The organism is Nonomuraea sp. NPDC049378 (assembly GCF_055586745.1).
This window is the reverse complement of record NZ_JBVJHP010000013.1, coordinates 248,466-268,831: the sequence shown is the minus strand read 5'-3', so window position 1 is coordinate 268,831 and position 20,366 is coordinate 248,466. Positions and strand designations below refer to the sequence as shown.

At 72.6% G+C, this 20,366-nt stretch carries 16 protein-coding genes; 7 read left to right on the top strand and 9 right to left on the bottom strand.

The features are described from left to right. Positions 1-103: 103 nt before the first annotated feature. From ACZ6SA_RS28420 to ACZ6SA_RS28405, 4 genes are read left to right on the top strand one after another with little or no spacing between them, the layout of a single operon-like run. Positions 104-1,171, top strand: coding sequence for an ABC transporter substrate-binding protein (locus tag ACZ6SA_RS28420; RefSeq protein ID WP_347644947.1), 1,068 nt, complete (start codon positions 104-106; stop codon positions 1,169-1,171). Between the two features lies 1 nt (position 1,172). After that, complete coding sequence (locus tag ACZ6SA_RS28415; protein WP_465831484.1) at positions 1,173-2,732, top strand: sugar ABC transporter ATP-binding protein; 1,560 nt, start codon at positions 1,173-1,175, stop codon at positions 2,730-2,732. Then, the gene (locus ACZ6SA_RS28410) at positions 2,725-3,696 is read left to right on the top strand and encodes an ABC transporter permease (RefSeq protein ID WP_465831482.1); all 972 of its coding nucleotides are present in this window, start codon (positions 2,725-2,727) and stop codon (positions 3,694-3,696) included. The genes ACZ6SA_RS28415 and ACZ6SA_RS28410 overlap by 8 nt, the downstream gene beginning before the upstream one ends. Beyond that, on the top strand, positions 3,693-4,646 hold the full coding sequence (locus tag ACZ6SA_RS28405) for an ABC transporter permease (RefSeq protein WP_347644950.1): 954 nt from the start codon (positions 3,693-3,695) through the stop codon (positions 4,644-4,646). The genes ACZ6SA_RS28410 and ACZ6SA_RS28405 overlap by 4 nt, the downstream gene beginning before the upstream one ends. 13 nt (positions 4,647-4,659) lie before the next feature. Here ACZ6SA_RS28405 and ACZ6SA_RS28400 read toward each other — a convergent pair whose 3' ends face one another. The 6 genes from ACZ6SA_RS28400 to ACZ6SA_RS28375 all read right to left on the bottom strand — a co-directional run bounded on the left by ACZ6SA_RS28400 (position 4,660) and on the right by ACZ6SA_RS28375 (position 11,616). After that, positions 4,660-5,625, bottom strand: a complete 966-nt coding sequence (locus ACZ6SA_RS28400; RefSeq protein WP_465831480.1) for a pirin family protein — start codon at positions 5,623-5,625, stop codon at positions 4,660-4,662. Between the two features lie 29 nt (positions 5,626-5,654). Beyond that, positions 5,655-6,770: an MBL fold metallo-hydrolase gene (locus tag ACZ6SA_RS28395; RefSeq protein ID WP_465831478.1), complete on the bottom strand. Its 1,116-nt coding sequence runs from the start codon at positions 6,768-6,770 to the stop codon at positions 5,655-5,657. Between the two features lie 231 nt (positions 6,771-7,001). Continuing rightward, positions 7,002-8,435, bottom strand: coding sequence for a carboxylesterase/lipase family protein (locus ACZ6SA_RS28390; protein ID WP_347644953.1), 1,434 nt, complete (start codon positions 8,433-8,435; stop codon positions 7,002-7,004). Positions 8,436-8,448: 13 nt separating this feature from the next. Next, the gene (locus ACZ6SA_RS28385; protein ID WP_465831476.1) at positions 8,449-9,192 is read right to left on the bottom strand and encodes a DUF3152 domain-containing protein; all 744 of its coding nucleotides are present in this window, start codon (positions 9,190-9,192) and stop codon (positions 8,449-8,451) included. 244 nt (positions 9,193-9,436) lie between these two features. Then, positions 9,437-10,984 (bottom strand): NAD(P)/FAD-dependent oxidoreductase, encoded by a 1,548-nt coding sequence (locus ACZ6SA_RS28380; RefSeq protein ID WP_465831474.1) that lies wholly within the window; start codon positions 10,982-10,984, stop codon positions 9,437-9,439. A 203-nt stretch (positions 10,985-11,187) separates the two neighbouring features. Continuing rightward, positions 11,188-11,616: a type II toxin-antitoxin system PemK/MazF family toxin gene (locus ACZ6SA_RS28375; RefSeq protein ID WP_347644956.1), complete on the bottom strand. Its 429-nt coding sequence runs from the start codon at positions 11,614-11,616 to the stop codon at positions 11,188-11,190. Between the two features lie 85 nt (positions 11,617-11,701). Here ACZ6SA_RS28375 and ACZ6SA_RS28370 point away from each other — a divergent pair, with 85 nt between their 5' ends. Continuing rightward, positions 11,702-12,478, top strand: a complete 777-nt coding sequence (locus tag ACZ6SA_RS28370; RefSeq protein ID WP_347644957.1) for an acyl-CoA thioesterase domain-containing protein — start codon at positions 11,702-11,704, stop codon at positions 12,476-12,478. 16 nt (positions 12,479-12,494) lie between these two features. Here ACZ6SA_RS28370 and gndA read toward each other — a convergent pair whose 3' ends face one another. Further along, the gene (gene gndA / locus ACZ6SA_RS28365; RefSeq protein ID WP_347644958.1) at positions 12,495-13,919 is read right to left on the bottom strand and encodes an NADP-dependent phosphogluconate dehydrogenase; all 1,425 of its coding nucleotides are present in this window, start codon (positions 13,917-13,919) and stop codon (positions 12,495-12,497) included. Between the two features lie 328 nt (positions 13,920-14,247). Here gndA and ACZ6SA_RS28360 point away from each other — a divergent pair, with 328 nt between their 5' ends. Together ACZ6SA_RS28360 and ACZ6SA_RS28355 are read left to right on the top strand one after the other, a co-directional pair. Further along, entirely contained in the window at positions 14,248-14,889 is a 642-nt protein-coding gene (locus tag ACZ6SA_RS28360; protein ID WP_347644959.1) for an SDR family oxidoreductase, read from the top strand. Between the two features lie 101 nt (positions 14,890-14,990). Continuing rightward, positions 14,991-17,498: an ATP-dependent Clp protease ATP-binding subunit gene (locus ACZ6SA_RS28355; protein WP_347644960.1), complete on the top strand. Its 2,508-nt coding sequence runs from the start codon at positions 14,991-14,993 to the stop codon at positions 17,496-17,498. On the opposite strand, the gene ACZ6SA_RS28350 is transcribed toward ACZ6SA_RS28355, so the two are convergent. Together ACZ6SA_RS28350 and ACZ6SA_RS28345 are read right to left on the bottom strand one after the other, a co-directional pair. After that, the gene (locus ACZ6SA_RS28350) at positions 17,495-19,225 is read right to left on the bottom strand and encodes a carbamoyltransferase N-terminal domain-containing protein (protein ID WP_465831470.1); all 1,731 of its coding nucleotides are present in this window, start codon (positions 19,223-19,225) and stop codon (positions 17,495-17,497) included. The two genes, ACZ6SA_RS28355 and ACZ6SA_RS28350, sit on opposite strands and share 4 nt — an antisense overlap. Continuing rightward, positions 19,219-20,364: an FAD-dependent oxidoreductase gene (locus ACZ6SA_RS28345; RefSeq protein ID WP_347644962.1), complete on the bottom strand. Its 1,146-nt coding sequence runs from the start codon at positions 20,362-20,364 to the stop codon at positions 19,219-19,221. The genes ACZ6SA_RS28350 and ACZ6SA_RS28345 overlap by 7 nt, the downstream gene beginning before the upstream one ends. Positions 20,365-20,366 lie beyond the last annotated feature (2 nt).

Genomic DNA, 20,366 nt, shown 5'->3' with positions numbered 1-20,366 from the left:
GCAAAAAAGAGGTGGACGGCCGCAACCCCCCACCTATTTCCGCTCCCCCCCCCCCCCCCCCCCCCTCCCCCCCCCCCACGGCTCCTGATAGGAAAGGAACGCCATGACCCCCCATGTCCGGGCAGCCGCGCTGACGCTGGCCGTGCTCCTCACCGCGTCGGCCTGCGCCAAGTCGGAGGAGCCGCAGAGCGCGCCCGCCGCCACCAGCACCGCCGGGCAGCAGGTCGTCCAGAGCCCCACCGGCTCGGCCGGGCCCACGTGCACGCTCGAACAGTTCGGCGGCACGAAGTTCGACCTCAAGACGGCCACGGTCGGCTTCTCCCAGTCGGAGAAGGAGGCCAACCCGTTCCGGATCGCCGAGACCAAGTCGATCAGGGACGAGGCGGCCGAGCTCGGCATCAAGGACCTCAAGGTCACCAACGCCCAGTCGCAGTTCTCCAAGCAGATCACCGACGTCCAGCAGCTCATCGCCCAGGGCGTGCAGCTCCTGGTGATCGCCCCGCTCAACTCCGACGGCTGGGAGCCCGTGCTCCAGCAGGCCGCCGCCAAGAAGATCCCGATCATCACGGTCGACCGGCAGATCAACGCCAAGCCGTGCAGCGACTATCTGACGTTCATCGGCTCGGACTTCTACGAGCAGGGCAAACGCGCCGCCGACCGCATGATCGACGCTCTCGGCGGCAAGGGCAAGGTCGCCATCCTCCTCGGCGCCCCCGGCAACAACGTCACCACCGAGCGGACGAACGGCTTCAAGGACCGCGTCAAGGAGAAGGCGCCGGGCATCACGATCTCGTTCGAGCAGACCGGCGAGTTCGCCCGCGAGAAGGGCCAGCAGGTCACCGAGCAGCTCATCCAGTCCAACCCCGACATCAACGGCATCTACGCCGAGAACGACGAGATGGCCCTGGGCGCCGTGACCGCGCTGAAGGGCGCGGGCAAGGAGGCCGGCGACATCAAGATCGTGTCGGTGGACGGCACCCGCAGCGCCGTCCAGGCCATCGCCGACGGCTGGCTGCACGCCGTCATCGAGTCGAACCCCCGCTTCGGCCCGCTGGCCTTCGAGACCGCGCAGAAGTTCCTGGACGGAGAGGCCATCCCCGACAAGGTGATCATTTCCGACCGGGACTACGACACGACCAACGCCAAGGACTCCCTCGGTGAGGCGTACTGACTTGGAACCGGTTCTCGAGGCCAGGGGGGTCAGCAAACGCTTCCCCGGCGTGCTCGCCCTCGACGGCGTGTCCCTCGCCCTCCGCCCGGGTGAGGTGCACGCCCTCGTGGGGGAGAACGGCGCCGGCAAGTCCACGCTGATCAAAGTCTTCACCGGCGTCTACCAGCCGGACGGAGGCGAGCTGCGCCACAGGGGCGAACCCGCCGCCTTCGGCACCCCCATGGACGCGCAGCGCGCCGGCATCTCCACCATCTACCAGGAGGTCAACCTCGTCCCGATGATGAGCGTGGCCCGCAACCTGCTGCTCGGCCGCGAGCCGCGCCGCTTCGGCGTGATCGATTCCGCCGCCATGAACGGCGAGGCGGAACGGGTCCTCGCCGGCTACGGCGTCGAGACCGACGTCAGGCGGCCCCTGCGGTCGCTCGGCGTCGGCGCCCAGCAGATGGTCGCCCTGGCCAGGGCGGTGTCCATCGACGCGCGGGTGGTCATCATGGACGAGCCCACCTCGTCGCTGGAGCCGCGCGAGGTCGAGACGCTGTTCGGGGTGATCAGGCGGCTGCGCGACGAGGGCATCGCCGTCATGTACGTCAGCCACCGCCTCGACGAGCTCTACCGGGTGTGCGACCAGGTGACCGTGCTGCGCGACGGCCGGGTCGCCCACACGGGGGCGCTGGCCGACGTCGAACGCCTGCGGCTCATCTCGCTGATGCTCGGCCGCGACCTGAACGAGGTCCGCTCGCACGGCATGACCCGCTTCTCCCGCGACCGCGCGGGCCTGCGAGCGGGCGCGGACTCCGACGGCTCTCCTGACGGCGGGGGGAGCCGGCGCTCCCCGGCCGTCGAGGCACGCGGCCTGACCCGGCGGCACGTCCTCGACGGCGTGGACGTGTCCGTCCGGCCGGGCGAGGTCGTCGGGCTCGGCGGGCTGCTCGGCGCCGGCCGTACCGAGACCGCCAAGGCCATCGTCGGCGCGCTCCCGCTGGACGGCGGGCAGGTGCTCGTGGCCGGGGCGCCCGTGCGCGCCGGCTCCACCACGGCGGCCATCCGCGCGGGCGTCAGCCTGCTGCCCGAGGACCGCAAGGCCGAGGGCATCATCCCGACCCTGTCCGTCCGCGAGAACATCGCGCTCGCCGCGCTGCCCTCGCTCGGCCGGGGCGGCGTGGTGTCGGACGTCAAGATCGACCGCGTGGTCGAGATCTTCATGCGGAGGCTGAGGATCAAGGCCGCCTCGCCGCACCAGCTCGTCTCCGAGCTGTCCGGCGGCAACCAGCAGAAGGTGCTGCTCGCCCGCTGGCTCGCCGTACGGCCCAAGGTGCTGCTGCTCGACGAGCCCACCCGGGGCATCGACGTCGGCGCCAAGGCCGAGGTGCAGGCGCTGATCGACGAGCTGGCCGGGGAAGGGCTGGGCGTGCTGCTGATCTCCTCCGATCTGGAGGAGCTGGTCGAGGGCGCCGACCGGATCCTCGTGCTGCGCGACGGCGCGGTCGCCGGGGAGCTGTCGGGCGACGACGTCACCGAGGAGAGGATCATGGCGACGATCGCGGAGCAGTCCGATGGCTGAGCTCACCACCCACGGCGGCGGCCGGGTCACCGTGCTGAAACCACGCGTGTTCGCCTGGGTGCAGGACTACGGCGTGTACGCGGCCGTGCTCGCGCTGCTGCTGTTCAACGTGCTGTTCACCCCGCACTTCCTGGACGTGTCGAACTTCCGCACCCAGCTCGTCCAGGTCACCCCCATCGTGATCGTCTCCCTGGGCATGGCCCTGGTGATCGGCACCCAGGGCATCGACCTGTCGGTCGGCTCGGCGATGTCGCTGGCCGCCGCGCTGGTCGTCCTCTACCTCGGGTACGGCTGGCTGCCCGCGCTGATCGTCGCCGTGCTCGGCGGGGCCGCGGTGGGAGCCGTGGGAGGGGCGCTGGTCGCCTACGTCAACGTGCAGCCGATCGTGGCCACGCTGGCCCTGCTGGTCGGCGTACGAGGGCTGGCCAACGTGCTCGTGCCGCAGCTGGTCGAGTTCCGCAACCCCGACCTGATCGCGCTGGGCAGCAGCTCGGTCGCCGGGATCCCCGTCATCGTGCTGATCGCGGCGGCCCTCACGCTCGTCGTGATGTTCGTGGTGCGGCGGACCACGTTCGGCCGGCAGGTGGTGGCGATCGGCGGCAACCGGTCGGCCAGCGAGCTGTCCGGGCTGCCCGTCAAACGTGTCCTGCTGATCGTCTACGTGATCTCCGGGCTGCTCGCGGCGCTGGCGGGGGTGCTCGCCACCGCACGGCTGCAGGCCAGCGACCCGACGTCGCTCGGGCTGTTCATCGAGCTGTCGGCGATCACCGCCGTCGTCGTCGGCGGCACCCCGCTGACCGGCGGCCGGATCAGGGTGCTGAGCACGGTCATGGGCGCGCTGCTCATGCAGCTGCTGGCGGCCACGCTGATCAAACACAACCTGCCGCAGTCGTGGACCCAGATGGTCCAGGCGGTCATCATCCTGGCCGCCGTCTACGCCACCAGGGAGCGTGCAACTCGATGAACCGCGGACAGGTGAGCCGGGTGCTCCAGCAGCACGGCGCGGTCATGGTGCTGGGCGTGGTGGTGATCGTGGGCAGCCTGGCGTTCGACTCCTTCGCCACGCCGGGGAACGCGGTCAGCGTGGTGGTGTCGTCGTCGTTCCTGGCGATCATCGCGATCGGCATGACGTTCGTCATCATCAGCGGCGGCATCGACCTGTCGGTCGGGTCGCTGTTCGTCCTGGGAGGCGTGCTGGGGGCCTACGGCTCGCAGCACGGGCTCGCCGTGGCGCTGCTGCTGCCGCTGGCGGTGTGCGGGCTGGTCGGCCTGCTGCAGGGCCTGGTGATCGCGCGTACGGGCATGGCGCCGTTCATCGTCACCCTGGCCGGGCTGCTGGGGGTGCGCGGCCTCATGCTGGCGATCTCCGACGAGGGCGCCACGACGTATCTGGTGAAGGACCCGGCCTTCGCGGAGCTGGGGCGGGGACAGGTGCTCGGCCTGTCGTACCCGGTCTACATCACGATCGCCCTGTCGCTGGCCGCGATGGTGCTGCTGCAGCGTACGGGTTTCGGCCAGAACGTCTACGCCATCGGCGGCAACGAGCAGGCGGCGGCGCTCATGGGCGTGCCGGTGGCGCGGACCAAGGTCTACGTGTACCTGATGTCGGGGCTGCTCGCCGGGCTGGCCGGCGCGCTCAACGCGGCCCGCCTGTCGTCCGGGGTCACGATCCTCGGCATCGGGCTGGAACTCGACGTGATCGCCGCCGTCGTGATCGGCGGGACCCTCCTGACCGGGGGAGCGGGCGGGATCACGGGGACGGTGGCGGGGGTGCTGCTGCTCGGCGTGATCCAGAGCCTGATCAACCAGGTGGGCGACCTGACATCGGCGTTCCAGCAGGTGGTGAGCGGGTTGTTCCTGGCGCTGGTGGTGGTGGCGCAGCGGCTGCTGAGCAGGGCGCAGCGGCTGACCTGACCGCGGACCGGACCTAGCGGGCCCGCCCGCGCGGCCTGAGCCGGATGGCGGGCAGGACGGGCGCGGGGAGCGGCGCCCCGCCGAACCCCTCGACGGCGCCGAACCCCTCGCCCTCCATCCAGTCCTTCCGGTACGCGGCGATGTCGTCGTGGGAACGGCCGACGAAGTTCCACCACATGACGATCTCCTCACCGAACGGCTCGCCGCCGATCAGCAGCACCCGGCCCCGCCCTGACAGCCGGACGCGGGAGCGTCCCGGCGGGAGATAGCGCAGCGGCCCGCGCTCCAGGTGCCCGACCGCGCCGTCGAGCAGCAGCAACCCGTGCTCGAAGCCCGCGTCGAGCGGCACCTCTCCGGCGCCGTCCACGGTGATCTCGGCGCCCACGAGGGGCGTGAACGTGGTCGCGGGGGAGAGCACCCCGCCGAGCGCCCCCATGATCACTCTCGCCTCGAAGCCGGGCCCGCGCAGCACGGGCATGACGGGATGGTGCTCGAAAGCGGGCCCGGCGTGCCGGTGCTCGCCGGGCAGCGCCACCCACAGCTGCACCCCGTGCAGCACGGTGAGCGGCGACTCCTCCGAGTGCGAGATGCCGCGGCCGGCCGTCATCAGGTTCAGCTGCCCGGGGCGTACCTCCTGCAGGGTGCCGAGGCTGTCGCGGTGCAGCACCTCGCCCGAGACCAGCCAGCTCACGGTCTGCAGGCCGGTGTGCGGGTGCGGAGGCACCCGCATCTCGGCCCGCTGCGGCCCGTAGGCGTCCACGAAGCACCACGCGCCGATCATCCGCCGCTGCCGGCCGGGCAGGGTCCTGCTCACCGCCATCGCGCGCGGGCCGCCGAGCGGGACCTCGCGGCCCGCCAGCACCTCGCCCGTGCCTACACCGTCCGGGCCTTCACCGTCCGTGCCTTCACCGTCCGGGCCTTCACCGTCCGGGCCGGCGCCGCAGCGGATCTCCCGCGGGTCCCGCTCCAGGTTGCTCACGCTCCGACTGTACGTCCCGCGCCGGGTGGTCAGGCCAGGGTCTCCCACCAGCCGTCCACCACCGGGGCGGCCGTCGTGTCCACCGCCTCGCCCGGCCGCGGCACGACGATCGTGACGTCGCGGGCCTTGGCCTCGCGCCACAACCGCTCCACCGGCTCCGCCCACGGGTGCAGGGCCAGCGTGAACGTCGCCCAGTGCACCGGGAGCAGCAGCCTGCCGCCCAGGTCGAGATGGGCGTTGACGGCCTCTTCCGGAGTCATGTGGATGTCCGGCCAGGCCGGGCTGTAGGCGCCGATCGGCACGAGCGTCAGGTCGAAGGGCCCGTGCGCCGAGCCGATGCCCCGGTAACCCTCGAAATAGCCGGAGTCGCCGGCGTAGAACACCCGCCTGCTCGCCCCCGCGACGACCCAGGAGCCCCACAACGTGTCGTTGCGGGTGAACGTCCGGCCGGAGAAGTGCCGGGCCGCCGTGGCGACGAAGCGCAGCCCCGCGACCTCGGCCTCCTCGTTCCAGTCGAGCTCGATGATCCGGAACGCGGGCACGCCCCACCGCTCCAGGTGCGCGCCGATGCCGAGCGGCACCAGGAACGGCGCCTTCTGCGTCCGCGTCAGCCCGCGCACGGTCGCCAGGTCGAGGTGGTCGTAGTGGTCGTGGGAGATGGCGATCGCGTCGACCTGCGGCAGCTCGCGGAGCTCCACGGGCACCGGATGGTGGCGCTTCGGGCCGATGAGGTGCGAGGGCGAGGCCCGCGTGCTCCACACCGGGTCGAACAGCACCCGCCTGCCCTCGATCTCGACCAGCGTGGAGGCGTGGCCGTACCAGACCGCCCGCACGCCGTCGGCGGGCGGCGGGCCGGACGGCGGGACGCGCAACGGGACGATGCCGCCGGGGCGGCGCTGCTCCCTGTCCTTGGCCAGGTCGCCGAGCATGCTCGCGGGCGGCCTGGCCAGGGCCGTCTCCGGCGTCGGGTTGGCGAACGCGCCGTCCCTGAACTGCGGCGAACGTCGTATCCGCCCCTCCCGGTCGGGCCCCGACGTCAGTGGCCGTACGCCCAGCTCCGCGGGCAGGTCGCGCAGTGCCCAGCCGGCTGCGGCGAGGGCCGCACCACCCGCGAGGACGCGCCGTGCCGTCCGCATTCGTGCCATCGCTCACTCCCCTGGAAATTCAGTCCGTCCCGCTCAACCCGGCGGGATACCCCGGAGTTCTCCAACCTACGATATATCGCGATAGTTCCCCTGGCTTGATCGCCCCGCCATCCACGATGTGGTCGACGCTGCCGGCGGGACCGGCCACGTGGCGAGCGCGGCGCGCCGGTGGACACGATGGCGGCGTGGGCGCGCCAGGGCGCGCGCACCGGTGGCCGCGGGGCTCGGCGGTCAGCCGATCGGGGAGAAACCCCGCTCCGACCAGATGGCGCGCGAGGCCGCCTCCGGGTCGTTCAGGTCGGCGGGTCCGACGTCGAAGACGTGGGTGGTGGCGGTCGCCGCGTCGTACCGGGGCCAGCCCGGGTCTCCGGTGGCGGCGAACGCCGTCCAGGCCGTGCGGACCTGGTCCGACAGCTTCGGCAGGTCGGGAGACTCGCCGGCGAGCATCTGCGCCAGCTCGTCGTCGAGCGCCCCGAAGGTGAGCGGCACGTCCAGGCCGTGGCAGGCCCGGAACACCGGCGTGGGCGCCCAGGTCAGTTCGTAGGCGAAGGTCGTGCCGGTGTGCGCGTCGGCGAGCAGCGCGCTCGGCATCCTGAACATCCAGTCCGAGAGCAGCGTCACGTACAGGTCCTCGTCGGACGCCTCCGGGAACGCCTCGCGGTAGGCACGCTCGGCCCCGGCGGGCGCGAGGACGCGCATGGCCCGCCCGACGTCGTCGAACCGCCCGCCGCCCATGACGTGGAACATCCGGTACTCGTCCCGGTTGAAGCCCGCGATCAGCTCGACGTCCCGGCTCGCTCCGGCGGCCAGGGCGTTCCACGGCGTGTCGGGCAGCACCTCGCCGTCCACCACGGGCGCGAACGCGATCGGGGCGAACGCGATCGGCCCCCATTCACGGGGATTTCCCGGGATGTCCTCGGTGGCGACCGCCTCCGCCGCCGCCACCAGCACCTCCGCAGGGCTGTCGTACGGGGACCTTCCCCCGGTCCTGGCGACGATCGACTCCGTGACCCGCGCCGCGTGCGCCGGCGTGAAGAACATCCCCGGCACGCTCTGCGCGATGGCCCGCCGGAACAGGCCGCCGGCCAGGGGCATCGCCATCAGGCAGGCGACGGCGCCGGCGCCCGCCGACTCGCCGAACACCGTGACGTTGCCCGGGTCGCCGCCGAACGCGGCGATGTTCTCCCGCACCCAGCGCAGCGCGGCCACCGAGTCCAGCAGGCCCCGGTTGTCAGGAGCGCCGGGAACGTGGCCGTACCCCTCCATGCCGACCCGGTGGTTGAACGTGACCACCACGACGCCGTGGCCCGCCAGCGTCGCGCCGTCGTAGACGGGCAGGTCGGCGCAGCCCGAGCGGTACGCGCCGCCGTAGATCCACACCATGACCGGCAGGCCGGAACCGCCGGGGTCGGGCGTCCAGACGTTGACGGTGAGGCAGTCAAGCCCTTCGTCCGGGCTCCACGCGGGCAGGCCGGGCATCATCGGCGGCTGGGGCGGCCGCGGGCCGAACCGTACGGCCTCCAGCACGCCGTCCCACGGGTCGGGCGGCACGGGCGCGGCGAACCGCAGCGGCCCGAACGGGGTCTTCGCGAACGGTATGCCCTTGAAGACCGAGATGCCGTTCTGCTCAGAACCGCGTACCCGGCCGGCGCCGATAGTGATCATTCGATTCCTTCCTTCAGCGTCTCCGATCTTCAGTCTGGTGTTTTTCGCGAGATTTGCGACCCGGAAACGGCCACGGATTGGGGCGGCAGCCACCCAGCGACTTGGATTGCTGCGCCATCACCGGGGCCGGCCGGCCGGGGCCCGGGCAGCGGCGGTGGCCGTGCCCGAGGCTGTGCCCCACCTCATGGCTGATCAGGTAGTGCCGGTAGGCGGTCAGGTCGCCGTCGTACTGCGGGACGCCCCTGGCCCAGCGCAGGGCGTTGATGACCGAGCGGGTTCCGTTCCAGCAGGAGAGGGTGCCCCCGGTGCGCAGCGGCCGGCACTGGCGGCTGGTGAGGCGAGGGCTGGACAGGGCGACGCGCACCCTCACCGGCGGATGATCGACCCTGCGGAAACGCCCCCAGCCTCGCTCGTCGTTGAGCGTGCGGTGCACCTCGGAGGCGAACGTACGGGGATCGAACGGCAGGCCGCGCTCCACCTCGACGAGATACCGCACCACCGGGCCGCGTCCCGGCCTCGCGGGCGTGCCGCCGCGCACGACTGCGTACGTCCCCGACGCCGCGTGCGGCACCCGCACGGGCGCGGGCGGTCGCCGTCCGCGGGGTGGCGGCGGCTCGCTGGAGGTGCTGCCGGGGGTCGCGGCCGGTGAGGCAGCCGGTGGGGCGGCCGGCGGGGCGCCTGGTGGGGCGGCCGGCTCGGTGCCGCATCCGGTGGCCAGCAGGAGCAGGAGCATCAGCAGCAGTGCGAGCAGCGGCAACGTGGCCTCCCCACGAGATCACGGTGGGGAGAAATCCGATCATACGAGGCTGCTTGTCACGCTTGTCGGGCGGGGTGGGGGTTGCGCCGGTGAAGGGGGTGCCTTGTGGGTTGTACGACTTTTCAGCGACCTATGTGGTGATGGTGCATTCGCCGGCCATGGTCTCCGTGCCGAACGGCGGCTTCGGTCGTGCGGCAGGGCCCGGGCTCCGGGGCGCGACACGGGAGGTGGCGCGGGCGGGCGTTCAGGCGACGGCAGGCGCGTAGGGGGTGAGGTCGATGGGCGGGTCCTCGCCGAGTGCCAGAGCGGCGGCGATCCGGCCGGTGAACGGGCCCGCCGTCAGGCCGTACGAGCTCAGGCCCGTCGCCACCACCACACGGCTGGTGAGGCGTCCGATGAGCGCGCCGCCGGGGGCGTACACCGGCCGCAGCCCGACCCTCGTCTCCGCGACCGTCGAGCCCAGCAGGCCCGGCGCCACCTGCAGCCCCGCCGCGATCACCTCGCCGAGCCCGCCCATCGTGACCCGCGGGGAGAATCCCACGTCCTCGATGGTCGCGCCGATGACGACGCGGGAGCCGGGGAAGCCCAGCAGGTAGGGGCCGATCCTGGGCAGCACGATCGGCCACCAGGCCGTGTCGATGCCCTCCAGGGTGACGTGCAGGATCTGACCGCGCCTCGGGAAGACCGGCAGCTTGACACCCAGCGGCCGGCACACCTCACCTGTCCACGCCCCGGCGGCCACGATCACGACGTCCGCGTCGAGCGGGACACCCTCACCGGGGAAGCTGTGGGCTCCCGTGCCGGTGAGCGGCACGTCCGTCGTCTCGAGCGGCGTCGCCTGCCGCCAGGACGTGCTGCCCGCGCCGGCCACCTGCTCGCCGCCGCGGAAAGGCACCTCCGCACCCTCCGGCGCGCCCGTCACGTCCGCACCCGCCGTTCCACCCGTGCGCTCAACCGTCGGCCCGCCGGTCACCTCCGCGCCGGCCGGCTGCCCCGGGCGCCCGGCTCCGGCCGGGCCGCCCGTGGCTCCCGCCCCGGCCTGGCCGCCCGGGAGCCTTCCCGGGGTGGTTCCGGCGGGAACGCCGGAACCAGCCGGGCGGGCGGTGGCGGCGTCGCCAGGGGCTTCGGCCGGCGTGCCACCACCCGCGGCCGTGGTGTCGTCACCGGCAGGCCCGGCGCGTCCGGCCGTGGCGTCGCCGTCCGCCGGTCCGGGCAGAGGGCCGGCCGTGCCGGGCACGGCGGAGCCCACGGGGCGCAGGAGAACCTCGCCGCCCGGCGTGAGCGTCGCGATGCCCGTACGGACCTGCGCGCCCCGGGCGACGGCGGCGCGCAGGAGCGCCTCGCGGACCGCGCGCCCGTTCACCCGGGCCGCCCCGGGCACCAGGATCGCGCTCAGGTCGTCGGACAGCGGGGGGAAGAGCTCGGACGGGGTGGGTACGTCGGTGATCTCGCCCATCTCCGGCGCCTCGGGGTAGCGGCGGTGCAACAGGGCGCGTACCTGCTCCAGCTCGGCCGGCTCCTCGGTCACCAGCAGGGCGCCCACCTTGGCGTAGCCGATGTCCTCGCCCAGCTCCTCGACCAGCCCCGGATAGTCGCGGGCGCCCTCGCGGGTCAGCTGGTACCACGCGTCGTCCTCCGCGTGGTCCACCCACGGGCACACGATTCCCGCGCCCGCCTCCGTCGCCTGGCCCCGGTAGCCCGACTCCACCACCGTCACCGTCGCGCCGCGGCCGGTCAGGTAGTAGGCCGCGGCGGCTCCGATGATGCCGCTTCCGATCACCACAACGCGCATGGTCCAATCGTCGCAGCCTCTCCGAACCGGCCTGATGCCCGGGTCGTCCCCTTACCATCCCGATACCGGCCCGCGCCCCTCTCATGCCGGGGCGGTCCCCGGGCGCGGCTCGCCGCCGCACCCGCGGCCGCGCACGATCTCCCGGCCCGGCGGCCGCCGCGGCGCCACCGGCTACGCGATCCTTGCCCGCACGCGGCGAACGGCTAGCCGGCGTCCCAGCCGTGGGTTTTCATGAGCCTGGCCGCCACCCGGGCGAAGCGCTCGCCGTCGAGCACCGCGCCCTCGCGCCGGATGTCGTCCTCGTCCAGCTCGAAGACCCGGTCGAGCCGTACGTAGGAGACCCGGTCGTCGCGGCCCCACGACCCCAGCTCCAGCCAGTCGGGGCCGTCGTCGCCCTTGCTGGACAACATCATGGCCAGGAGCCTGCGCCCGGTGCGGCCCACGACCAGCAGGGGGCGGTCCTTGCCCCTCGAGGGGTCCTCCTCGTACGGCACCCAGGCCCAGACGATCTCCCCGGGGTCGGCCATGCCGTCGAGGTCGGGGGAGTAGGCCAGGGTGGCGGGCCCGTGCAGGGAATGGATCTCGCGTACCGCACCCCGGGCGGGCCGGGGGTCCTCACCTAGATCGCGCATTGTGGGAGCTTATGGGGTCAAGCTAGCGAAAATCCATCCCGGCGCGCGCCCGGCCGCCGCCTGCTCGCCTCTAGAATCTGATTCTGTGCCGTCCTCAGCTTTCTTCACGCGAAAGGGGGACGAACTCGTCCCCGCCCCCCATGCCCGCGGCCCCTGGTCGCCCGACATGCTCCACGGCCGGCTGCTCGGCGGGCTGGCGGCCCGCACCATCGAGCGGCGCCACGCGGAGCCGGGCCTGCGCTTCGCCAGGCTGACCGTCGACCTCTTCCGCAACAGCCCCATGCTGCCCGTCACGGTCGAGACCACCCTGGTGCGGGACGGCCGCCGGATCCGGGTGGCCGACGCGACGATCTCCACCGAGCAGGGCGTGATCGCGCGGGCCGGCGCCGTGCTGCTGAGGCAGGGCGAGCAGCCCGAAGGAGAGCAGACGGTCGTCACGCCCGCGTGGGACGAGCCGCCGCCCTCGGGCCCGCCGGTCGAAGGGAGCGCGTGGACGCCGCCGTTCGACCTGTGGCGGGTGTCCGGCTGGGGCGCACCCGGGCCGGGACGGGTGTGGCTGCGCGAGCGGCACCCGCTGGTGGACGACGAGCCGCTGACACCGTTCGTACGAGCGGCCCTGGCCGCCGACTTCGCCAGCCCGCTCAGCAACACGGGGGCCGACGGGCTTCGGTTCATCAACGCCGACTACACGCTGACGCTCGCCAGGCCCCCCGAGAGCGATCTCCTCGGCATCGAGGCCACCGGCCACCTCAGCACCGGCGGCGTGGCGACCGGGCAGGTCACGCTGCACGACCCGGCCGGACCGCTCGGCTTCTGCCTGGTGACGGCGGTGGCCAACCCGGCGCCTCTCGGGAGAGGCTGACCGGCGGCGCTCACCGTCAGGCCGGGCGCTCCGCGCGGTCGCCGGACCAGTCGGTGTGGAAGGCGCCCTCCTTGTCGACCCGGTGATAGGTGTGCGCCCCGAAGTAGTCGCGCAGCCCCTGCACCAGCGCCGCGGGCAGGCGGTCGCGCCGCAGCCCGTCGTAGTAGGCCAGCGCCGAGGAGAAGCCCGGCGTCGGCACGCCGATCTGCACGGCCGTGGTGATCACCCGCCGCCACGACTCCTGGGCCGCGTCCAGGACGGCCGCGAACGTCGGGTCGGCGAGCAGCGTCGGCAACGCCCTGTCGGTGTCGTACGCGGCCCGGATCCGGTCGAGGAACTTGGCCCGGATGATGCAGCCGCCGCGCCAGATGGTGGCCATGGCGCCCAGGTCGAGGTCCCAGCCGTACTCCTTCGAGGCCGCCGCCATCTGGTCGAAGCCCTGCGCGTACGCCACGATCTTGGAGGCGTAGAGGGCCTGGCGCACGTCCTCGACCAGCTCGCGCCCGCCGACGCCCGACAGCTTCGGCCCCTGCAGGCCCGCGGCGGCGGCGCGCTGCTCCGGGTGGCCGGACAGCGCGCGGGCGAAGGTCGCCTCGGCGATTCCGGTCACCGGGACGCCCAGGTCGAGCGCGCTCTGCACGGTCCAGCGGCCGGTGCCCTTCTGCTCGGCCTGGTCGACCACGATGTCCACGAACGGCTTGCCCGTCTCGGCGTCCACCTGGTCGAGCACCTCCGCGGTGATCTCGATCAGGTAGGAGTCGAGGTCGCCCCGGTTCCACTCCCTGAACACCTCGGCCAGCTCGGCCGGCGTCGCGCCCAGTGCCTGGCGCAGCAGGTCGTAGGACTCCGCGATGAGCTGCATGTCGGAGTATTCGATGCCGTTGTGCACCATCTTCACGAAGTGTCCGGCGCCGTCGGGGCCCACGTGCACGCAGCACGGCACCCCGTCCACCTGGGCCGCGATGTCCTGAAGGATCGGGCCGAGCGCCTCCCACGACTCCTTCGACCCGCCCGGCATGATGCTCGGGCCGAGCAGCGCGCCCTCCTCGCCGCCGGAGATGCCGGTGCCGACGAAGTGGATGCCCCGCTCGCGCAGCGCGGCCTCGCGCCGCCGGGTGTCCTGGAAGTGCGCGTTGCCGCCGTCGACGATCATGTCGCCCGGCTCCATCAGGTCGGCGAGCTGGTCGATCACCGCGTCGGTGCCCGCCCCCGCCTTCACCATGATGATCGCCCGGCGCGGGCGCTTCAAAGAGGCCACGAACGCGGCCAGCTCCTCGGACGGCACGAACGTGCCCTCGCCGCCGAACTCCTTGATCAGCTGCTGGGTACGGCTGTACGAGCGGTTGTGCACCGCCACCGCGTATCCGTGCCTGGCGAGGTTGCGGGCCAGGTTGCGTCCCATGGTGGCCAGGCCGGTGACGCCGATGTCTGCCAAATCCATAGTGAATCTCCTCTGTGGGGGTACGCATGATCCAGCCCGGGCGTTGGGAGGGATATTCCCACCGCGCACCGCCTGCCGTACACCCGGCTCCTCGAGCCGTCTGGCAGGACGACGAGAACGTCCTCCCTGCCATACCCGCCGGCGCCCGCCCGATGCCGGACGGCCGCCATCGGGTTGTGCCCGCCCGCAGGTGGGCAACCGCGGGTCGGCCGGCGGGGAATGAAGACGTGCCGAACGGGCATTGCCGGTCTGGCCGCCGCCCTCAGCCGGGGGAGGCGGGCAAGCCGCTCCCCGCGGGGGCGGGGGAGTCACGACACCATGGGGAACGATGCGGATCATCATCGCGGGCGGCCACGGGAAGATAGCACTGCGCCTGGCGCGGCGCCTCGGATCCGGCGTCGTGGGCCTGGTGCGCAACCCGGCTCATGTCGCCGACGTCGAGGCGACCGGCGCCGAGGCCGTGGTGTGCGACCTGGAGCGGGCGTCGGCCGGTGAGGTCGCGCGGATCGCCGGGGGCGCGAGCGCCGTGGTCTTCGCCGCGGGCGCGGGGCCGGGCAGCGGCGCGGCCCGCAAGGAGACCGTCGACAAGGGCGCGTCCGTGCTGCTCGCCGACGCGGCCGAAGCGGCCGGCGTGCGACGGTTCATCCAGATCTCGGGCATGGGCGCGGGCAAGCCGCCCGCGCCCGGCAGGGACGCGGTCTGGGCCGCCTACATCAGGGCGAAGACCGAGGCCGAGGACGACCTGCGCGCCCGTGACCTCGACTGGACGATCCTGCGCCCGGGCCGGCTGACGGACGACCCGGGCTCCGGCCTGGTCAGGCTGGCGCCGGAGGTCCCGCCGGGCTCCGTGCCGCGCGACGACGTGGCCGCCGTCATCGCGGCCCTGCTCGACGCCCCGGGGACCGTCCACCGGACGCTGGAGCTCGTCTCCGGTGACACGCCCGTCGCCGACGCCGTCGCGGGTGGGTGAGGCGCGGCGATCGGCCGCCCCAGGAGCAGCAGGCTTTGCCGAAATCTGGCTATGAAGTGCGACACACAGGGCTAGATGTCCCCTGAGCCTTAGGGGGATTCATGTCTGACATGCCGTTCAGGTCGTTCTTCGGCGGGGACCCGTTCAGGGGGTTCGAGGACCTCACGGGTCGCGTCTTCGGAGGTATGGAGGCCTGGCCGCCGGCCCGGCCCAGCATCCAGCGGGTGGACGTCGGCAGGCTGCTCAGCGCGTCGGCCAGGGAGGTCCTCAGACGCGCCCTGGAGGAGGCCGGCCAGCGTGGCGCCGCCGACCTGGACGTGCTCGACCTGCTCGACGCCCTGGTCGACGACGACGCCACGGAGGGCATACTGCGCTCGGCGGGCGTGGACGTCGGACGGCTGCGCGACCGCATCGACGCGCTCACCGGTTCCGGCCCTGCCCAGCTTCCGCCCGGCGAGCCGCCCACGACGCTCTCACCGGCGGCCAAGCGCGCCATCCTGGACGCCCAGCGGATCTCGCGCGCCCTGCAGTCGTCGTACATCGGCCCGGAACACCTCCTGCTCGCCCTGGCCGCCAACCCCGACTCCGGCGCCGCCCGCCTCCTGCAGGAACAGGGCGCATCCGCGAACGAGCTGCAGCAGGCCATCATGTCCGGCGGCGCGCAGGCGGGAGAGCAGCGCCGGGGAGGCGGCGACACCCCTACGCTCGACGAGTACGGCAGGGACCTCACCGAAGAGGCCAGGCAGGGCGGGATCGACCCGGTCGTCGGCCGCGAGGACGAGATCGAGCAGTGCATCGAGGTGTTGTCGCGCCGCACCAAGAACAACCCGTGCCTGATCGGCGAGCCGGGCGTCGGCAAGACCGCGATCGTCGAGGGCATCGCCCAGCGCATCGTCAACGGGACCGTCCCCGACATGCTCAAGGACCGCCGCGTCATCGGCCTCGACCTGACGGGGATGGTGGCGGGCACGAAATACCGCGGCGAGTTCGAGGAGCGCATCAAGAAGGTCATCGACGAGGTGCGCGCGCACGCCGACGAGACCATCGTCTTCATCGACGAGGTGCACAACCTGGTCGGCGCCGGCTCCGCCGAGGGCGGCATGGACGCCGCGAACATCCTCAAGCCGGCTCTCGCCCGCGGCGAGCTGCACGTCATCGCCGCCACCACGATCGACGAGTACCGCAAGAACATCGAGAAGGACGCCGCGCTCGAACGCCGTTTCCAGCCGATCCTGGTCTCGGAGCCGACCGTGGAGCAGACGGTCGAGATCCTGGCCGGGCTGCGCGACACGTACGAGGCCCACCACCAGGTGCGGATCACCGATGAGGCCCTCGACGCGGCCGCGAACCTGTCGGCCCGCTACATCTCCGACCGCTTCCTGCCCGACAAGGCCATCGACCTCATGGACCAGGGCTCGGCCCGGGTGCGGCTGCGCTCGCGTACGCCCGGCGCCGGCGTGCGCGAGCTGGAGGAGCGCCTCGACTCGCTGCGCCGCGACAAGGAGCAGGCCGTCTCCTCCGACGACTTCGACCGCGCCAAGGAACTGACCAGCGAGATCGGCAAGGTCAGGCCGGAGCTGGAGCGGGCCAGGCGCGGCGAGGACAGCGTCCCGCAGGTCGTGGTGGAGGACATCGCCGAGGTCGTGTCCCGGCAGACCGGCATCCCGGTCACCCAGCTCACCCAGCGTGAACGCGAGCGCCTCATGAGGCTCGAAGAGCACCTGCACCAGCGCGTGATCGGCCAGGACGAGGCCGTCGTCGCCATCGCCGAGGCGGTGCGCAGGGCGCGGGCGGGCCTGTCCGACCCGAACCGCCCCATCGGCAGCTTCCTGTTCCTGGGCCCCACCGGAGTCGGCAAGACGGAGCTCGCCAGGTCCCTGGCCGCGGCGCTGTTCGGCGGCGAGGACCACATGGTGCGCATCGACATGAGCGAGTTCCAGGAGCGGCACACGGTCTCGCGCCTCATCGGCGCGCCGCCCGGATATATCGGATATGAGGAGGCGGGTCAGCTCACCGAGGCCGTACGCCGCCGCCCGCACGGCGTCATCCTCCTCGACGAGATCGAGAAGGCCCACCCCGACGTGATGAACATCCTGCTGCAGATGCTCGACGACGGCCGGCTCACCGACGGCCACGGCCGCACCGTCGACTTCACCAACACGATCGTCATCATGACCAGCAACATCGGCGCGCAGATGATCCTCGGCTCCGAGGACACCCAGGAACTGCACGACCGGCTCATGGACCTGCTGCGCCACTCGCTCCGGCCCGAGCTGCTCAACCGCATCGACGAGACGATCATCTTCAAGCGGCTGGAACGCGAGCAGCTCCGCGAGATCGTGGACCTGATGCTGGAACGGACCCGGCAGCGGCTGCGCGGCCAGGACGTCACGCTGGAGGTCACCGACGCCGCCAAGGACTGGCTGGCCGAGCGCGGCTACCAGCCCGAGTTCGGCGCCCGGCCGCTGCGCCGCACCGTGCAGCGCGAGCTGGACAACCGGCTGTCCACCATGCTGCTGACCGGCGAGATCGAGGAGCACGGCCGGGTCACCGTGGACGTCGAAGGCGACGGCCTCCAGCTCAGGGCGTACAGCCCGGAAGGGGTCTAGTCCTCCGGCGACAGGCCGGTGGCGGCGGGCGGGGCGGGTGGCGATGGCTCTGCCCGCGACGGTGCACCGCACCGCCGGGTGTGCAGCACTCCCTCCGACCAGATGTGGCGCGTCCCGTTCCACCGCATGGCTGAGGCGAGATCGGGGAAGAAGCCGCTGCCGTTGAAGTTGGCGCTGGTGTTGCAGAGCACGGGGATGCCGGACAGGCGCTCGTAGGCCTGGAGCACGCGGGCGAGCACGGGCTGGCGAGCGGCGGTGACGGTCTGCAGCCGGGCGGTCCCGTCGACGTGGAGCACGGCCGGGACCCGTGCCGTCCATCCGGCACGCACCACGTGGTCGAAGAGCATGTAGGGGTCCGGCAGCCCGGGGTCGAAGATCTCGGCGGCCCTCGATTCGAGGCAGACGGGGGCGACGGGCCGGTAGCCGGACCGGTGCTTGATCTCGTTCAGCCTGTCCTTCATCCCGGGGCTGACGGGCGCGGAGAGGATGCTGCGGTTGCCGAGCGCTCTGGGACCCAGCTCCGCCCGGCCGTCCACGACCGTGACCGGCTCGTCCTCCTCGTGGAGGACGCGTGCCAGCTCCGTCTCGTCGCAGGGCCTGGATCGCCACCCGGGCGGCGTCGGCGTCCTGTCCAGGCGAGGGCCGGAGTACACCTCCCATGACAGCGCGGCCGTGCCGAGATGGGCCAGCTCGGCACAGGCGGCGCCGAGCGCCGATCCCGAGTCGTTGGGGAACGGGGGCACCCACACCGCGCGGAACAGGCCGCTGCGCCGCAGCGAGCTGTTCCATTTGATGTTGAGCGCGCAGCCGCCGGCGACGCACAGATTCTGCCCGGGGCCGCCGTGCGCGTCGAGCTTGCGCCGCAGCCCGGCCAGCAGGAGTTCGCCCAGGTACGCCTGGTAGGTCGCGATGAGGTCCGCTTCCGACAGGCCACGGAACAGCTCCGCCCGCCGTGCCTCCGCCTGCTCGGCCACGGCGAGGGCGGCCGGCCGGGGCAGCGGCCCCGCCGCGCGGACGATGTCGTCGAAGGCGCCGAACGCGCCCGGTTCGACCGTTCCGAGCCCCGCGAAGGCCATCGCCTTCCCGGCGACCTCCAGGTGCGTGGTGACCCGCTCGGCCCGCCCGCTCGGGGGCACCCGGCGGCGGAACGGCTCGAAGCGCAGCGAGAAGGACGCGAAGGCGCTGCCCGCCAGGGGGAACAGCGCTCCCAGCGCCTCCACCTGCCCGGCCGCGCGGACGTGATACAGCCGAGGCGCCATCCCGGCATCCCAGATCAGCACCAGCGCGTCCTCGCCGCGCTCGGCGAACGGGCTCGTGCAGTAGGCGGAGTACAGGTGGTCGACGGCGTGGGCGTAACTGGAGTAACGGTAGGAACGCCCGCCCAGGGGCAGCCCGCCGAACTCCAGCCGCGACACCGCCTCGCGGGCCCCGACCGGCTCGTGGTACGGCGCGGCTCGCAGCGTCAGAGGCCTGCCCTCGGAGCACGTGGCGAGTCCGGCCGGTCCGCCGTCGCCGTCTCCCATCCATCCGTCGATGACGAAACGGTCGATGTCGCCGGGTTCGAATCCTTCGGCGGCGAGAATCCCGACCACCTGGTCCAGATCGTGCATCGGGCTGTAGCGACGCCGGTTCGCCAGCTTCTCCACCTCGATGCTGAAGACCAGCTCACCGTCCTTGACCACCGCCACGCCCGCGTCGTGCGTCAGTTTCAGCCCGCAGATCAGCATGCTGTCTCCGCTGCGGCCTCCGCTGTGGCCGGCACGCCCAGGCCGACGGGCCCGCCGTCGAACACCTCGATCTCGCCGCGCGGGTCCGCCAGCAGCGCGAGCAGCCGATGTATCGATCTCCGGCCCTTCTGCTTCGACACCACCTGGGGCCGCAACTGCGCCTCCCAGGCACGCAGCGCGTCCTCGACGCTGTCCGCCCGCTCCAGGCAGGTCGCCAGCAGGTCGGCGCCACCGACGGCGAGCGAGGTCCCGGCTCCGGCGAACAGCGTCACGCACCAGGCCGCGTCTCCCAGCAGCACCACCCGGCCCCGGCTCCAGCGGTCCATCCTGATCTGGCTCACCCCGTCGAAATAGCCCGAGCCGTCGTCCGGCATGCGCGCGAGCAGCTCCGGCACGACCCAGCCGAGATCGCCGTAGACCCTTGACAGGGTGGCCCGTGCCCCGGCGGACAGCTCAGCCCCTTGACGGGTCGTGCGATGGGAGAAGAGGGCAAGGGCGCCTCTGCCCGGCACGTTGGCGACGGCGACCTGGCGGCCGTCCACGTTCAGCGACGTGGACGTACGCGGGGCGAGACCGGCGGGCGCCGTGTCGAACGCGAAGACCGCGACCAGGTGGTTCAGGTCATGGCGGTACCGCTCCTCCGGGCCGCACACCAGCCGGCGGACGGCCGAGTGCAGGCCGTCCGCGCCGATCAGCAGATCGGCCCGCTCGACGGTCCCGTCGCTCAACCAGGCCCGGACGCCGCCGCCGAGCTGGTCGATGTGGCTGACCGTGCACCCGTACCTGATGTCCACGCCGCCGTCCAGGGCGTCGAACAGGGTACGCTCGATGTCGCCCCTCATCAGGTTGTAGCTCTGGTTCCCGCCGAGCGCGTCCTGGGCCCGCGCGGAGATCCTGGCGCACCTGCCGGAGGCGTTCATGTGGGTGATCCAGTCGTAGACCACGCGGTGCTCCTGCAGCGCCGGCAGGATGCCCATCCGGTCCGCGGCCTCGTACCCGAGGCCGGAGAAGTTCACCACGTAACCGCCGTCGCGGAGCCGGGGCGCGTGTTCGAGCACGATCACCTCCCACCCGGCGCGATGCAGCCGGACGGCGGCGGCCAGCCCGGCGATGCCCGCCCCGACGATGACGACCTTCATGA

Coding starts and splice junctions, on each gene's coding strand:
- ACZ6SA_RS28420 (WP_347644947.1), top strand. CDS start 104: ATGACCCCCCATGTCCGGGCAGCCGCGCTGACGCTGGCCGTGCTCCTC.
- ACZ6SA_RS28410 (WP_465831482.1), top strand. CDS start 2,725: ATGGCTGAGCTCACCACCCACGGCGGCGGCCGGGTCACCGTGCTGAAA.
- ACZ6SA_RS28405 (WP_347644950.1), top strand. CDS start 3,693: ATGAACCGCGGACAGGTGAGCCGGGTGCTCCAGCAGCACGGCGCGGTC.
- ACZ6SA_RS28395 (WP_465831478.1), bottom strand. CDS start 6,770: ATGGCACGAATGCGGACGGCACGGCGCGTCCTCGCGGGTGGTGCGGCC.
- ACZ6SA_RS28390 (WP_347644953.1), bottom strand. CDS start 8,435: ATGATCACTATCGGCGCCGGCCGGGTACGCGGTTCTGAGCAGAACGGC.
- ACZ6SA_RS28380 (WP_465831474.1), bottom strand. CDS start 10,984: ATGCGCGTTGTGGTGATCGGAAGCGGCATCATCGGAGCCGCCGCGGCC.
- ACZ6SA_RS28375 (WP_347644956.1), bottom strand. CDS start 11,616: ATGCGCGATCTAGGTGAGGACCCCCGGCCCGCCCGGGGTGCGGTACGC.
- gndA (WP_347644958.1), bottom strand. CDS start 13,919: ATGGATTTGGCAGACATCGGCGTCACCGGCCTGGCCACCATGGGACGC.
- ACZ6SA_RS28360 (WP_347644959.1), top strand. CDS start 14,248: ATGCGGATCATCATCGCGGGCGGCCACGGGAAGATAGCACTGCGCCTG.
- ACZ6SA_RS28355 (WP_347644960.1), top strand. CDS start 14,991: ATGTCTGACATGCCGTTCAGGTCGTTCTTCGGCGGGGACCCGTTCAGG.
- ACZ6SA_RS28350 (WP_465831470.1), bottom strand. CDS start 19,225: ATGCTGATCTGCGGGCTGAAACTGACGCACGACGCGGGCGTGGCGGTG.
- ACZ6SA_RS28345 (WP_347644962.1), bottom strand. CDS start 20,364: ATGAAGGTCGTCATCGTCGGGGCGGGCATCGCCGGGCTGGCCGCCGCC.